The 15,373-nt window shown below is 43.8% G+C and carries 10 protein-coding genes; 5 read left to right on the top strand and 5 right to left on the bottom strand.

Translation table 11 applies throughout. The annotated features are described in order from the left end of the window. Window positions 1–16: 16 nt before the first annotated feature. Window positions 17–1,633 carry an NAD(P)/FAD-dependent oxidoreductase gene (locus OEG80_RS06275; RefSeq protein WP_263242395.1) on the top strand — a complete coding sequence of 539 codons (1,617 nt, stop codon included), beginning with the start codon at window positions 17–19 and terminating at the stop codon, window positions 1,631–1,633. Between the two features lie 331 nt (window positions 1,634–1,964). On the opposite strand, the gene fecE is transcribed toward OEG80_RS06275, so the two are convergent. From fecE to OEG80_RS06300, 5 genes are all read right to left on the bottom strand, one after another. Beyond that, window positions 1,965–2,732: a Fe(3+) dicitrate ABC transporter ATP-binding protein FecE gene (gene fecE / locus OEG80_RS06280; RefSeq protein WP_263242397.1), complete on the bottom strand. Its 768-nt coding sequence runs from the start codon at window positions 2,730–2,732 to the stop codon at window positions 1,965–1,967. After that, window positions 2,732–3,763: a FecCD family ABC transporter permease gene (locus tag OEG80_RS06285; RefSeq protein ID WP_263242399.1), complete on the bottom strand. Its 1,032-nt coding sequence runs from the start codon at window positions 3,761–3,763 to the stop codon at window positions 2,732–2,734. The genes fecE and OEG80_RS06285 overlap by 1 nt, the downstream gene beginning before the upstream one ends. Before the next feature lie 189 nt (window positions 3,764–3,952). Then, window positions 3,953–5,029, bottom strand: coding sequence for a FecCD family ABC transporter permease (locus OEG80_RS06290; RefSeq protein ID WP_263242400.1), 1,077 nt, complete (start codon window positions 5,027–5,029; stop codon window positions 3,953–3,955). Window positions 5,030–5,071: 42 nt separating this feature from the next. Then, on the bottom strand, window positions 5,072–6,142 hold the full coding sequence (locus OEG80_RS06295) for an ABC transporter substrate-binding protein (protein WP_263242401.1): 1,071 nt from the start codon (window positions 6,140–6,142) through the stop codon (window positions 5,072–5,074). A gap of 73 nt (window positions 6,143–6,215) precedes the next feature. Next, entirely contained in the window at window positions 6,216–8,303 is a 2,088-nt protein-coding gene (locus OEG80_RS06300) for a TonB-dependent receptor (RefSeq protein WP_263242402.1), read from the bottom strand. Between the two features lie 205 nt (window positions 8,304–8,508). Here OEG80_RS06300 and OEG80_RS06305 point away from each other — a divergent pair, with 205 nt between their 5' ends. The 4 genes from OEG80_RS06305 (at window position 8,509) to OEG80_RS06320 (ending at window position 15,373) form a co-directional block, all read left to right on the top strand. After that, complete coding sequence (locus OEG80_RS06305) at window positions 8,509–10,704, top strand: TonB-dependent receptor family protein (protein ID WP_320157702.1); 2,196 nt, start codon at window positions 8,509–8,511, stop codon at window positions 10,702–10,704. A 291-nt stretch (window positions 10,705–10,995) separates the two neighbouring features. Then, a complete protein-coding gene (locus tag OEG80_RS06310) occupies window positions 10,996–12,231 on the top strand; it encodes an ATP-grasp domain-containing protein (protein WP_201531772.1) in 1,236 nt (411 codons plus the stop codon). 68 nt (window positions 12,232–12,299) lie between these two features. Further along, a complete protein-coding gene (locus OEG80_RS06315; protein ID WP_263242403.1) occupies window positions 12,300–14,102 on the top strand; it encodes an IucA/IucC family protein in 1,803 nt (600 codons plus the stop codon). Continuing rightward, on the top strand, window positions 14,102–15,373 hold the full coding sequence (locus OEG80_RS06320; RefSeq protein WP_263242405.1) for an MFS transporter: 1,272 nt from the start codon (window positions 14,102–14,104) through the stop codon (window positions 15,371–15,373). The genes OEG80_RS06315 and OEG80_RS06320 overlap by 1 nt, the downstream gene beginning before the upstream one ends.

The raw sequence follows: 15,373 nt of genomic DNA on the forward strand, positions 1-15,373 counted from the left end.
AGTTTATGAGTAACCAATGATACGTTTAACTGAAATTAAATTGCCATTAAATCATGCACCTGAAGATTTAACGACTGCTATAACGACAAAACTTAAAATTTCTGCTGAGCAGATGGTGTCATTTGTGATGTTTAAACGTGGTTATGATGCTCGTAATAAAAGAAATATCCAATTAATTTATACGCTAGACATCACACTGACCGACTCGGATTTAACCAATGATTTACTGGTTCAATTTGAGTCAGATAACCACGTTAAAGCAACACCAGATACCAGCTACAAATATGTAGGTAAAGCGCCAGAAGATTTAACTGAGCGTCCTGTTGTTATTGGTTTTGGACCTTGTGGTTTATTAGCAGCACTTACTCTTGCCCAAATGGGCTTTAAACCTATTATCATTGAACGCGGTAATGAAGTCAGACAACGCACCAAAGACACCTTTGGCTTTTGGCGTCAGCGTAAATTAAACACAGAATCAAACGTACAATTCGGTGAAGGCGGAGCGGGTACCTTTTCTGATGGTAAACTATATAGCCAAGTGAAAGATCCCAATCATTATGGCCGTAAAGTAATGACTGAATTTGTAAAAGCTGGCGCACCAGAGGAGATTTTATTTGTCAGTAAACCGCACATAGGTACTTATAAGTTAGTCACCATGGTAGAAAAAATGCGTGCCGAGATCATAGAGCTTGGTGGTGAAGTCCGTTTTGCTACTCGCGTAGATGACTTGCACATCACTGACTCAAAAGTAACTGGCGTGACACTTAATACTGGTGAAACCTTAAAAACTAGCCATGTCATTCTTGCTGTTGGTCACAGTGCCCGCGATACCTTCCAAATGATCCATGATAAAGGCGTGTATGTTGAAGCAAAACCTTTTTCAATTGGTTTTAGGATTGAACATAAACAGTCAACCATAGACCAAGCACGCTTTGGTGATAATGCTGGAAACGAAATACTTGGCGCTGCGGATTACAAACTGGTTCATCACTGTAAAAATGGTCGTTCTGTTTATAGCTTCTGTATGTGTCCAGGTGGGACCGTTGTTGCCGCAGCATCAGAAGAAGGCCGTGTTGTCACTAACGGCATGAGCCAATATTCAAGGAACGAGCGTAACGCCAACAGTGCTATTGTTGTCGGCATCGACCCAGAGCGAGATTACCCAAACCACCCTCTTGCTGGTATCGATTTACAAAGACAACTAGAAACCTTAGCGTTTGAATTAGGCGGCAAAGACTACAACGCACCAGCGCAAACCATTGGTGATTTCTTAAAAGGTAAGCCAGACTCAGAATTAGGGGATGTTAACCCGTCTTATACACCGGGCATTACCTTAACCGACTTAAGCAAAGCACTACCTGATTTTGCCGTGGATGCCATACGTGAAGCCATTCCGGCGTTTAATAAAAAAATCCAAGGATTTTCATCTGACGACGGTTTACTAACTGGCGTAGAAACCAGAACATCGTCACCAATCAGTATTAAACGCAATAAAGAATTCCAAAGCATTAATACCAAAGGCTTATTCCCTGCAGGCGAAGGCGCCGGCTATGCAGGTGGAATATTATCAGCAGGGATTGATGGTATTAAAGTGGCCGAAGCTGTGGCGAAATCGATGTTGAACATAGAGTAAGAGCGGCTTTAGGCTTTAGGAAATTATTAAAGCAGATTAAGTTTCAGTCAAACATTATAATAATTCTGATAAACAATATTGCTGTCCGTTTATCAGAATTATTAATGATCAATTTATGTATGTGAAATAAGCAAGAACTATAGTTAACTACAACCTAAACGATTTGCACGCTCATACATATAATCGTCAGGATACTATTCGACATCGATTTGTGAGGCTTCATTAGGTACTTTAGTCGGTGCTTTGTGTCTAGTTGTTTTAGGCTCTAAGTCCTGCTGCCAGCTGTAAATGTACTGGTGCTCAGCTGATAAAAGATAGCGGCGCAGGCATGCTATAAATACACACACATCGGTGACCCTGCGACAGGGTCCGTAATCACTTTGGCTTGCACGTCAAATATATCAGCAAGCATTCCCTCCGTCACCACCTCACAAGGGGTGCCCATTATTTGCAGTTCGCCCGACTTTAGCACCACCAATAAATCACAATATCTTGCTGCTTGGTTAAGGTCATGGAGCACAACTATAATGCTTTTGCCTTTGTCTTTTAGTTCCCGAATGAGCCGCATCAGCTCTATTTGGTAGGAGATATCTAAATAAGTCGTGGGCTCATCCAGCATGATAATATCCGTATCCTGCGCTAAAACCATCGCGAGCCAAGCGCGCTGCTGTTGGCCGCCTGACAAAGCTTCAAGTGATGTCTCAGCTAGAGATTGAATAGACATCTCATGTATGACGCTATCTACTATCTGGTTGTCTGTCGCGCTCAACTTACCCCAATGTGAGACATAGGGCGTTCTGCCATACTCAACCAACTGTCTGACAGTCAAGCCTTCAGGATTGGTCTGTACTTGTGGCAATACCGATATCTGACGAGCAATCTGCCGATTATTCAATTGCGCCATATCTTGTTGTCTAAGTAAGATTCTGCCCGATTGAGGTTGAATCAGCCGGCACAAGCCTTTTAATAGCGTAGATTTTCCGCAACCATTTGGACCAATGAGTCCAATGACTTTATTTTCTGGCAACTCAAGGGACAAGTTTTTGATAACTGTCTGTCCGCCATGATAGCCAAGCTGTAGTTCATTCACTGATAGCATCACCACCCCTTATAGCGCGATAGCAAAAAGATAAAATAAGGCGCACCGATCACTGAGGTTAAGACGCCAGCTGGTAGCTCAATTGGCGCAAATAGACTGCGTGCCAATACATCTGCGGTGACTAAAATGATCGCGCCTATCAGCGCTGACGCTGGCAACAAGATGCGGTGCTGATGCCCAAAGAGCAATCGTGCGATATGCGGCGCGAGTAAACCAATAAAACTGACTGTCCCTGCCACCGACACTGCCAAGCTCGCAATCACTACTGCGATAACTAATGTGGTAAATTCTAATGGTTTGACTGACACACCAAGATGATATGCCGTCTCCTCGCCAAGTCCTAACACATCTAAACGCCATGCTAAATACATACTAACTGCCATCAGCACGGCAAATATTATCGTTAGCATGGGAATATGTTGCCAGCTGCGACCCCACAAGCTACCAGTTAACCAAATCATTGCGGTATTGATTTCAACAGGATAAATTACCAATAGAAAATTAATCCCACTGGCTAAAAAAGCACTAATGGCAACGCCAATCAATGCCAAACGTGCTGGCGTAGGCTGTGATATCTGTGCCAACAGCATGATAAAACTAAACGCCAATAATCCGCCAAGTAAAGCTGCGACAGATAGCCACCACGTTGGTGCCGCAGGAAGCATAACCAGCAACAAAGTCGCGCAAAACCCTGCGCCAGCACTGATACCCATCAAGTCAGGAGATGCTAACGGGTTACGAATGACCCCTTGTACTAATGATCCTGATAGACCAAGACTTGCGCCCACTAAAATTGATAATAGCGTGCGCGGCAATCGATGTTGCCAGACAATAAAGTCTTTGTCGCCGCCAAACCCTTGCTGTAAATGCTGCCAGATTTGCGCTAGCGTTAATTCACTGGCACCAAAAAAGATGCTGCTAATACTGAGTATAAATAGCAGCAATATAATTAACCTTACCGCCCTACCTACCGATTTACGAGCAAATAGTGAGTGTAAGGACGATGAAGAAGCGTTGGTTTGTATTGTCATTCGTTGCTTACTTTTGTTGCTGGATAGGATTTTGAATCGCTTTTAGTTATAGTTAAAATATCTCAAAAACGCTAAAGTACTTCTGGTATAAATTTTTTGCAGCCTCTGTCTGCGTAGGCACAGCAAGCAAGAAAAACTAATATCAGCAGTACTTGATGTATCGATATTAATTTTCCCTAACTATATCAATCAGCTATCGAGTCGTCTTCTACATGCCAGCGCAATAAAAACGGGTGTCCCAATCAGTGCCGTTAGTAAGCCCACTGGTGTCTCTGCCGGATAAGCAACTGCTCGTGACAAGACATCCGCCCACACCATCAATATACTGCCAAGCAGCATAGACAATGGCAAAATCTGCTCATAAGCCATATTCGATACCTGCTTTAACAGGCGCTTGGCAACATGGGGAATAATCAAACCGACAAAGGCAACAGGACCGGCGACCGCCACACTAATAGCCGTCAATATCGTAATCAATGCCCCACACGACCACTGTAATGCCCGCAGGTTCACCCCAAGGCTACTTGCCACATCATCGCCCAGCACCAAGACATTTAATTTAGGTGATAGCCACCAGCCATAACCCAAGGTCAGCAGCGATATAGCCGCTAGCATGGGAATGGACTCCCAGCGCGTATTGGCAATAGAGCCAGCTAGCCAATACAGTACCCCATAAGCTTGCTCATCCGTAGTAATCAGCGCCGCTCGTGTCATGCCGACCAGCAGCGCATTGATAGCAACGCCCGATAAGATTAGACGGACAGGATGCACCGGACGCCCAGAAAAATAACCCGCCAATCCTGCAACGAGGGCACAAGAGAGCACTGCCCCAACCATTGCTTGCAAAAAGGTAGAGGTTAAAAAGGTAAATCCTAAACCAATAGAGGATAAAGCAACCACGCACGCTGCCCCTGCATTGATACCCAATACCGCAGGAGATGCCAGTGAGTTACGGGTCATCACTTGCATTAGCAGTCCAGCCACCGCCAAATTGGCACCGACTATAATCGCCACGAGCACGCGCGGCAGGCGAATCTCTATTAATAATTGTGCAGTTAGCGACGCTTGACCATTTTGCTGCGTCAATAAGGAAAGTAAATCCGTCAGCGACAGGGCAAATTTTGAATATGCCGTTAACCCTTGCCAGCAGCCAATCAGTAAAATGACTAATAACCCACACCATAATAACGCCCGTGTTATCGGGCGCTTTGCAATATGGGGTTTTAGCGATATAGCAGATGAGCGGCTCAGTTGCGGTTCAACCATAAAATCCGCCTTGCTTTAAAAAGACAGTAGTGCAATGTCTCATTAATTTGACTCTTTTAAAGAAGGACTTGAACTTTTTTTGCCTTTTTGCTTAGCAATCTCAAGCAGCTCAGCTGTCATATATTCAGCGGATTGCATACTGCGATTGAGCGCCCAATAATTGGGATCGACTTCGATGACCTGATTGTTTTTAACCGCCGTTAGCTGATTAAATAATGGTGAGGACTTCCATTCATCATAAATGGTGTGATCGTTATAACGTCCAATTAATAGCCAATCAGGATTAGCCGCTAATAATTGCTCCAAACTGGTTGCGATATACGCCTCACCTGTTTGCTCAGGAATCGGACTTTTGATATTTAGATGATTGAGTAAACTACCGGCATACGAGCTTGGACCATGCAGCCACATGCCTTTATCACTGATAATAGCAAACTGCACGCTGTGGTTAGCAAGTGGAGTTGTCGCCAATTGCGACTTTAAACTTGCCATCTTTTTTAGATGTGTATTGATGACTTGAGACATTTTTTGATCTTGATGTACGATATGACCGACCAATTGCGCCGTCTGTATATTCTCTACATAACTTTCACCGCGACTTTTAAGCACGACCGACGGTGCAATGCGATTAAGCTCATCGGCGATGACCGTATGACGCTCGTCATCGGCAATGATAAGGTCGGGTTTTAAATCAGCGATGGCTTCAAGGCTTGGCTGATAACGCGAACCGACCGAGGTATAGCCAGATAGCTGCTGATTAAATTCAGGAATAATACTGTCAGGTTTATTATCATCGGCGATACCAACCGGATTGAGTCCTAGCGCTAAAGCATCCCCTAAAAATGAGTATTCCAAAACTACGATACGCTTTGGATCCCGCGGATAGTCGCTCAAATTGGGCAAACGCGCTTTAATCTCTTTATCAGTTAGCAGAAGAACGTTATTTTTGTCATTTGACTTAACTGCTGCTGCCGATACGCCATTATCAGCATTCAATGATGGCGTTGCCGTAACATTGTTTTTCTGATTCATAATAAAAACAATACCGCCAACCACAATCAATACGATGACCAGTAAGGGTAAAATAAGCATGAGCTTTGGACGTTGATTCATAAATAGCTTTTCTTAATATCATTAAATGGGTTTGGCGCTAGGGACATGAAATTTTGGCGTTAATGCTTCCTCATTAAAATTCATAGTTATAGGTCAATAGCCACGTTCTTGGCGCACCAAGACCAATTTGGTTTTTGCCCGAGGTGCCATTGGTAGCCCCAAGCGCATATTCTTTATCCAGAGCGTTATTTAGATTCAATTGCAGATTATGTTTGCCCATGCTATAGGCAGTCATTAAATCTACGGTCGTATAGCCAGCTAGCTCGACTGCCTCTGCGTCTCCAGCGTAGCGGTCACTGATATAATTCACACCGCCACCAATTCGCCATTGATCAGCAGGTTGATAAGCGGTCCATAACGAGAACGTTTGATTCGGTACGTCGTTTGGCGTCAGACCCGTTTTTTTATCTTCAGCATCAAGATAACTATAGCCTGCCGACACATCCCAATTATCACTTAGCTTACCTCGAGCTTCTAACTCTAGACCTTGATGACGAAACTCATCTTTATCCGTCACTTCGCGATTGTCATTGGTTTTTGGGTCTTCTTTATCAATGCGATAGAGAGAAGCATTAAGCATAATATCGTCATTATTTAAATACGTTTTCACCCCAATTTCTTTTAGGTCGGTCTGGTAAAGTGCGCCCAACTTTGGATTGATAAACGTTCCAGAATAAGGCAGCTGCCATGAACGCGCTACAGTGGCATAAGCGGAGGTGGCATCGTTAAACTTATAGACGACGCCTGTTCGGTAGCTGAATTTGTCGTCGTTAAGCTCACTGTCCTTACCATTAGCGTTTTGACTCAGGCGCATATTGTCATAGCGGACGTTGCCGACAAGTGACCAGTCGCCAATATGATAAACATCTTGGGCAAAGACACCGATGCTTTGAGTACTATTTTTACGAAATGCGGGGAAACCTGGGTTAGGCGTTGGACCAGCGCTCGGGTTAGTTGCAGATGTGGGTGGTACATTTTTGTCAGTCGCAAGGGTCAAATCGATATCAATGTCATTATAATCGGCACCAAATAGCAGCTCATGATTGCCCTTATTCCAAGCAAGCTCAGACTGCAATGTCTTAGTCGTGCGTGGATCATAACCAAAATTATTGACAGTACGTTCAACCTTATCATTGACCACATCAGCAGATGATTGACGGGTGCCTTTTTGCTCTAAAGTAATATGGCTGTATGAAGCTCGATTGGTCCATTTAAGATCATCATTGATATCAAACTCATGATTGACATTGGCATGCCAAGTGTCTGAATCTTGGTAATCATTGGTGCCGCCATAAAAGGTATTAGGAGGTACATCAACAGGCTTGCCATCTTTGGACGGAACACCGCGATAAGGCACTAGGTGCTGACGCATAAAATCAAGCGAGAAATCAAGCGTTTGCTGGTCAGTCGGCTGCCAACGTACCGTTGGTGCAATAAAGACATCATTTGAATCGACATGATCGACATAGGAGTCACTGCGGCGATATTCGGCATTGATACGGGCATTGACGGTATCTGATAATTTATGCGAGCTATCGACGCGCGCCACAGCTAAGCCATCGCTACCCACTTGCGCTTGCACTTTATCAAAGTTTTTACCTTCTGCTTTTTTACTGACGAGGTTGATAATGCCGCCCGCACTACCGCGCCCATACAGCGCGCCCGCTGGACCTTTTACCACTTCTACGCGCTCTACATTGGCGAGGCTGCGATAGGACTGCAATTTGCCATCATCGCGCATACCATCGCTATAGACATCGTTTAAACCATTGAATCCACGCAGCACAAACTCGTCTCGGCTACCTTCGCCAAGCGTGTTATTCAAACCGGCGACGCCTTTCATAGCATCCATCACGCGCACCGCGCCTCTATCCTCTAGCTCCGTTTTAGTTACTACCGATACTGACTGCGGCACATCTAACCACTCGGTCTGCGTCTTGGTCCCTGACGTTGGAGCATAAGCAGCATAGCCTTCATAGGTTTTAGCCATGACCACAATCGGCGCTAGCGTCGTTGATGGCAGTGTTGTTAATGGCTGTATAGCTGTCTCTTGAGCAGCAACCTGTTGACTCACCACCATGGTTAGACCAGTCGTCATCATGGCGAGGAATAATTGAGCACGAACCGCAGTCACTAAGGGTTTAGGTTGATGGTGAGACATAATTAGATCCATAGATGTGTTAAGGAATGAGCGAGGTTGTCAGTGGCTTAGTATCAATAATTATTGAACAGTATTTACTAATACTTAAGCATATAAATGATAATAATTTTGCAAATGATAACTATTACTGTTTATAATTGCAACGTTTTAGTAACACTATTCACCTTTGACTGACATAAACACCTGCTAAATAATTGGAATTGTTATGGTTATTATTTTTAAACGTTCTGCGCTTTGTCTTGCTATGTTTTGCATTTATCAACAAAGTAGCGCTGAGATGACGCCCATTAGTAAGAAAACGAGTGTTGAGGCTCGCTCAGACACTTCCATTACAACTAGCTCCATTAATAATAAAGCAGAAACAAAAGTACTTTCTTTTACTGCCGCGCCAATCATTGTCACTGCAGAGACGTTAGGTGATTCTAGTGCTAATCAGGTAAAAGCATTTGCCGGTAATCGTACGGTGATTGACAACGATTTTATTAAAAAAACCGTGAGTAACTCCATTGACGGGGCGCTACAGTTTATTCCAGGTGTCAAAATTGACGATGAAACAGGCACTGGCGTGTTACCGAATATCTCTGTTCGCGGGTTGAGTGCCAGCCGTAGTGGACAGGCGCAGTTTTTAATGGATGGCATTCCTTTAACCTTAGCACCTTATGGTCATACCGGTCAGTCCATCTTTCCAGCAACCCTTGATAATCTTGAGCGCATCGATGTCGTACGCGGCGGGGCTGCGACCCAATATGGTCCAAATAATGTCGGCGGTGTGATTAACCTCATCACCAAACCTATTACGAAAGAGACTCAAACTGAGATTGGTACCAATTTAACGGTCTTTGAGCAAAATGGTAAGCCATTGACCAGTTTATATGCTCGTCACAGCCGCTGGTTAAATGATGATTTCGGAATACAGCTAGAAGCCAACGGTATTAAGGGTGACAGCTTTAGAGATCACTCAGACACTGAAGTTACTAACCTACAAGCCAAAGCCCTTTGGTATATTGATGACAATCAAGAATTGGAAGGGTTCTTGCAATACTATGATGCTGATACAGAAATGCCGGGTGCGCTCTCGCCTGCTGCCTATGAGCAAGATGTCGAACAGAGTCAACGCCCACTTGAAGCTTATCAAGGTAAATCAACGCGCTGGCATGCTAAGTACAAAAACTACTTAGATATCGGTGATGAAGCAGTATTAGACCTCACTACTTTTGGTCATCATGCCACACGTAATTTTGAGTGGGGATTTAACTCACAAGCGAACAAACAAGGTGTACATTGGGCAGATCCTGCTATTGCAGCAGACAGCCTACGTACCTCACCTCGTGAGTTTACTGTTTATGGCGTAGAGCCGAAGTTTTCTATGAAGATTGGTGATAGCAAAAATATCAAGCACCACCTCATCAGTGGCGTGCGCTACGTCAATGAAGACATCGATTATAAACTGACGCAAACCAAACTTGCTGATGGTACGACGACCATGCCCCGTGATTGGAACCTACAAACGGATGCATGGGCCGCTTATGTTAGCGATGAGATGAGCTTTCTGGATGAGCGTCTAAAAGTTACCCCCGGTATTCGTTATGAAAATGCAAAAATGACGTTTAATGATGCTGGTAATAACACGCAAACAGATAACACCATTACGGAATGGCTGCCTGGGCTGACAACGTCTTATGCATTAACCAAGTCTGATGACAAGCTTTGGCTGATTTATGCCAATGCGCAGAAATCTCTAAGAACGCCGCAAATTGCCAATATTCGCGGTAACGGTGAAGAAGGTAGTGAGCTTGCGTGGAATTATGAAATAGGTACACGCTATACCACCGATAGTCTGCAAGCTAATTTGGGATTGTATCGCATAGATTTTAAAGATCAGCTGCAATGGAACAGCGCAGAGCAAAGCTTTGATAATGTGGGTCGTACCCTGCATCAAGGTTTAGAAACTGCGATTACTTATACCCCAAAAACATTCAAAAACCTAGATGTAGGTCTTAGTTACAACTATCTTGATGCCACGCTAAAAGAAGGGGCAGATGAAGGCAATCAACTGCCGTACAGCTCGCCACATCAGTTGGGCTGGCACGCCAGTTATAAGCATCAAGATTACAACGCTACTTTATCTGGCGTTTACTATGACAAAGCTTATGCTGATAATGCCAACACGGTAGCAGAAAGCAAAGACGGCGGCATTGGTGAGACACCTGCTTATCAAGTTTGGAGCTTGAGCCTACAAAAAACATTGCAAGATACCAAAAACGAAAAACTATCTGTTCAATTTGGTATTAATAACTTATTTGATGAACAGTATTATTTCCGCGGTGTCGATACCAGTCCTGTTGGTCGCTATCCTGCACCCGGACGTTCATACAAACTGGGGCTTAACTATCAATTTTAAGGGTTAATAAATTCTAATTCTTGAATACTTCGCAACGATAAAAGCAAATCTGAAATGGATTTGCTTTTATTTCAAAAAAACATTGTAACCTCTTTGTCTCTCTTATCAAATTTCACTGCTTACCTTCGCACTTAAACCCCTCTCTTAAAAAATTTTAGTAGATTTCAGCCATTAATAGAACAATATTTTCATAATTTACTTGTAAATGATTATCATTATCATTATTATTGCGTTCAATAAAAGATTGTACTGCTTGTTTTTATTTATAGCTAATTATGAAAGGAAAACTCTATGACTTATTCTACGGTTCTCATCACTCATGTGGTCAACGATGCAGTTATTGAAGGTTTTATCCCCGCCTTATTGAAATCGAGGCACGTACCTGACAGTCAATTGATTATCATAACCGATGATAAAGAGGCACACATGGATGCGTTAATAACGACGCCTTTAGGGGCGCAAATCAGCATCCTTGAATGCGATGTATTTAACCCTCTAGCGATCATTGATACCTTAAATAATTATCATATCCTGCCCAATCTGGTCTTTAGTAATAGCGACCATCTACAAGCCGCAACCGCTGTGGTCGCTGAATTTTTCCATTTGCCTAGTAAAGACTGGTGTCACTGCTTGGTCTTTAAAGACAAGTACTTAATGAGAACACAGCTGCATTCTGCTCACTTATACCAAGCCGGCTATCAGCTGCTAACCGCCAAAGATTTACACCTTGAGAATCTCAGCATCAGCTTCCCTCTAGTCGCTAAACCCAAGCAAGGCGTCGCTAGCATGGACGTTCAGCTTTGTATGAATAAAAACGAGCTGCTAAGCTATTGCCAAAGTTTTTGGCAGTCAAAAACCCTGCCTATTTTGGTTGAGTCCTATGTGGCTGGGCGCTTAATTACGTTAGAGACACTCGGAGATGGTGAGCGTTTGGTGGCGGTAGGCGGCTTTGAGGTGACATTGACCGAACCGCCACATTTTGTAGAGCTTGATGCAGTTTGGAATACGCCTTTGTGTGTACAGTACCGTGAGCGTTGTTTGGCGATTCTACAAGATATCGGTGTTGGACTTGGCGTCTGTCACAGTGAGTTTATTATTACCCCAACGGGCGAGGTGCATTTGGTTGAAATCAACTATCGCAGCATCGGTGATGGCAGAGAGTTTTTATTACATGATATGGCGCACTACCCATGGTTTGACACCATTGTTAGATTGCATCAAGGGGTCAGCATTGCTGAGTTAGAGGCCGAGTTCGGGTCACTCGCCATCAGTACGCATGCACGCATTCATTACATTGTTGCACCTCAATCTGGCACGATTCGATCTGCTCCTGCCTCATTTAAAAAACAAACCCAACAAAGTGTCATTATCCATCAGCCCCTAAAAAAACAACATCAAACCATTCATATTACCCACTCTAATAAAGACTATCTGAGCCGACTACTGGCTTATTCCGATTGCACAAATACCATGAATGACGTGCTAAGCGATGCCATAGAAAATTTGCAATGGCAGTTTGAATCATAAAATTTTTAGACACACCTTTTACCGATTTAACTTTTAGTTTTTAACTTGTTATATTTTGAGAGCTTATAATGGACAAACAATATATTACCGAACGCTTTATCAACACCTGTATCCGCGAAGACGTCTATGGCTTGCTGTCAGATAGCACCATTATGGAAACAGAATTTGATCTTCCTCATCTGCCAGAGGTGTTAAAACAGCAGAAGTTGTGGCTAAAGATAACTTCGTCCAATCAAACCGACTGGTTGCCGATTGTAGCCAGTGATTATATGCAATATTGGCAACTTGCCAGCCCAATGTGGCTTCAAAAAAACTCAGGCGATTACCTCATCAAGCATGACTATCAGGATTTTGTAGCCATTCTCAAACAGTTGCCAGATGCCTGTGAGACTGCGCTCGACAGCTATCTGCTTGAGCTTGATTGTGCCACCGAACACCGAGCGTTAGCGCGCCAAGGGTTTGAGTCTCAACGCTGCCATCTTAAGCGCAATATTAATGAATACCCAAGCTGGTCTGAGCGTTTGCTATACGCCGATCAAGTCGCCTCGTATTTGGATCACCCTTATTATCCGACTGCCCGAGCCAAGCTTGGTCTGGACGCGTCTGATATCGCAGCCTATAGTCCAGAGTTTGCACCAACCTTTAGTCTACATTGGGTTGCTATCTCTAAAGCACTAAGCACTGTCAGCGCCAAGCTGCCTAATATTTGGCCAAGCTGTGCAGACGTCGGTCTCAGTCCGGACCTCCAACAGACGCACCATCTGTTTCCCATACATCCGTTAACTTTGCCGCTGCTGCAACATGCTTTCAAGGATGATACGCGGCAACTCATATTGGCACCCAAGTCTGCGCTAAGCGTACAACCAACCTTATCTGTGCGTACGGTATTGTGCTGTGCTGACCCAAATGTTCATATTAAAATACCGCTCATTGTCCGCACCTTAGGCAATAAAAACGTGCGCTTAATTAAGCCCTCAACCATTTATGATGGTCACTGGTTTCAACGCACCTTACAATTGATTGAAAAAAATGATGCCGCGCTACAAGAGTGTTACGCCCATTGCGATGAAAGCCTAGGTAGTCATATGGGCGATGATAAGACGCTCGCCTTTATAGTCAGGCGCTATGACGATATCAATTTAACGGATAAAACCCCTGTGCCTGTGGCAGCATTCGGCAGGGTCATGCCTGATGGTCGTCCCTTTATCAGCCACTTAATTGCACAGTTTTATGATGGTGATAGCAAGCTTTGGTTAAAAGAGTACATCCATCTGTTATGCCATGTTCATTTAAATTTATGGATAAAATATGGCATTGCGCTAGAAGCCAATCAGCAAAATGCCGTCATTGTATTTGATCAACATAGCAGCACGATGACCTTGCTCATGAAAGACAATGATTCTGCACGCCTTTATCCACCAAGATTTAACGCTGGCATGGCACAAGTTGGTTTAGGCGATGTGATAAATAGCAGTGCTATTAATGACATCAAGGATATTAAAGACCAACGTATCGTCGTTGAAGATGAGTTAGCATTAGCGCAGATGTTTTTGACCATCACGCTCCAGCTCGACATCACCGCCATTATTGAGATGATGAGCGCCCATAACATCATCAACCGTCATGACGCCTATCAAACCTTAATAGACTGTATTGATACGACCTTACATAGCCTCTCTAAACAAGGTTACGACATCCATCTTGCACAGCAAGTCTTATTAGAGAACCAGCATTGGTATATCAAATACTTATTGTCTGCTGGTAGTCTGTTGTCAAAAGAGCAGTCTGGCGCGACTGATATCAATAAGTTCTATGGTAAATCAGCGCCCAATACCTTAAAACTTATGCAGCGACACAAACAGGATTCCTAATGAGCTATCGAATGATGGTGGCAATCGTCCTATGTTGTCACTACCTGTCCGCGTTTTCTGCGTTAGGTATGCCTTTGTTTTTACCAATCATGCTCCAAGAGCTAAATGCGCCATTGCAATCAGGCTGGGTTGGTTTGCTGTTTATATTACCGACCCTCATGACTGCCATCGCTGCCAGATACTGGGGAAGTTTTGCCGATACATATGGTCGCAAAACATCCTTGTTGCGGGCGGAGTTGGGTTTGGCGGTGGGGTTTTTGATATGCGGATTTTCTCAGTCTTTATGGCAGCTCGTCATAGGGCTGAGCGTTCAGGGGCTGTTTGGTGGGACAATGGCTGCCTCAAACGCCTATTTAGCCACCAGTATCACTGATAAAAACGCCTTAAAACAGGTGTTGAATTTCACTCAATTCTCAGCACGACTTGCCCTGATTACGGCCCCGATTGGGCTAGGGTTTTTGGTACACTATTACGAGGTGTTAAGTTTGTATCGCGTACTTGCCATTCTGCCGCTCTTAGCATTACTACTCAGCTTTTTGTTAAAAAAAGACGTTATCAAAGCAGACAATGTCAGCACAAGCACCAAGACTACCCAATTGCCAAAAGCATCTACAAAAACCAAAACCAAAACCAAAACCAACAACAGTAACAGCAACACAGCTAAAAGCGATAAAAAGGAGACTCAGCACTCAGCACAAAGTCTAACGAGCACAGCTTTTTTCGCCAATCCTTATCTGTTTATATCGGTGCTGCAGTTTTTCTTAGCCTTTTGTATGGTAGCGACTTTCCCCTATTTTTTGCCATTTGCCAAAACTTTTGGGCTTAGCACCTCTCAAATAGGACAGTTATATGCAATGCCTCATGTCATGTATCTGATCTGTCAGCTGCTCTATGGGCGCATCAGCCAACGCCTGCCAGCAATGTCCTTAAGCCTTGGTTTTACGGTATTAGCGAGTTCGGTTTTACTGCATTTGACGGATTATCTTCTCTTGATTTGGTTGGCTAGAATGCTATTTGGCGTTGGTATGTTTATGTGTTATCAAAGCCTGCATGCACAAATGGCGGATACCAATCAGTCTAAACATAGCGGCAAAATATTCTCTCGCTATGATGCGCTAGCAAAATGGGGCGGCGTGCTAGCAGGATTGTCGGTCACTTTATTTGTACCGATGTTTGGTTTGCTCTCTCCGTTTGTTCTCTCAGCAATGATGGCAGTTATCGCGATAATAACCATCAAAATGTATCAAGCAAAATATAGCAATATTGTGTAA

The organism is Psychrobacter sp. SC65A.3, from assembly GCF_025642195.1.
In the GTDB taxonomy this organism is placed as follows: domain Bacteria; phylum Pseudomonadota; class Gammaproteobacteria; order Pseudomonadales; family Moraxellaceae; genus Psychrobacter; species Psychrobacter cryohalolentis.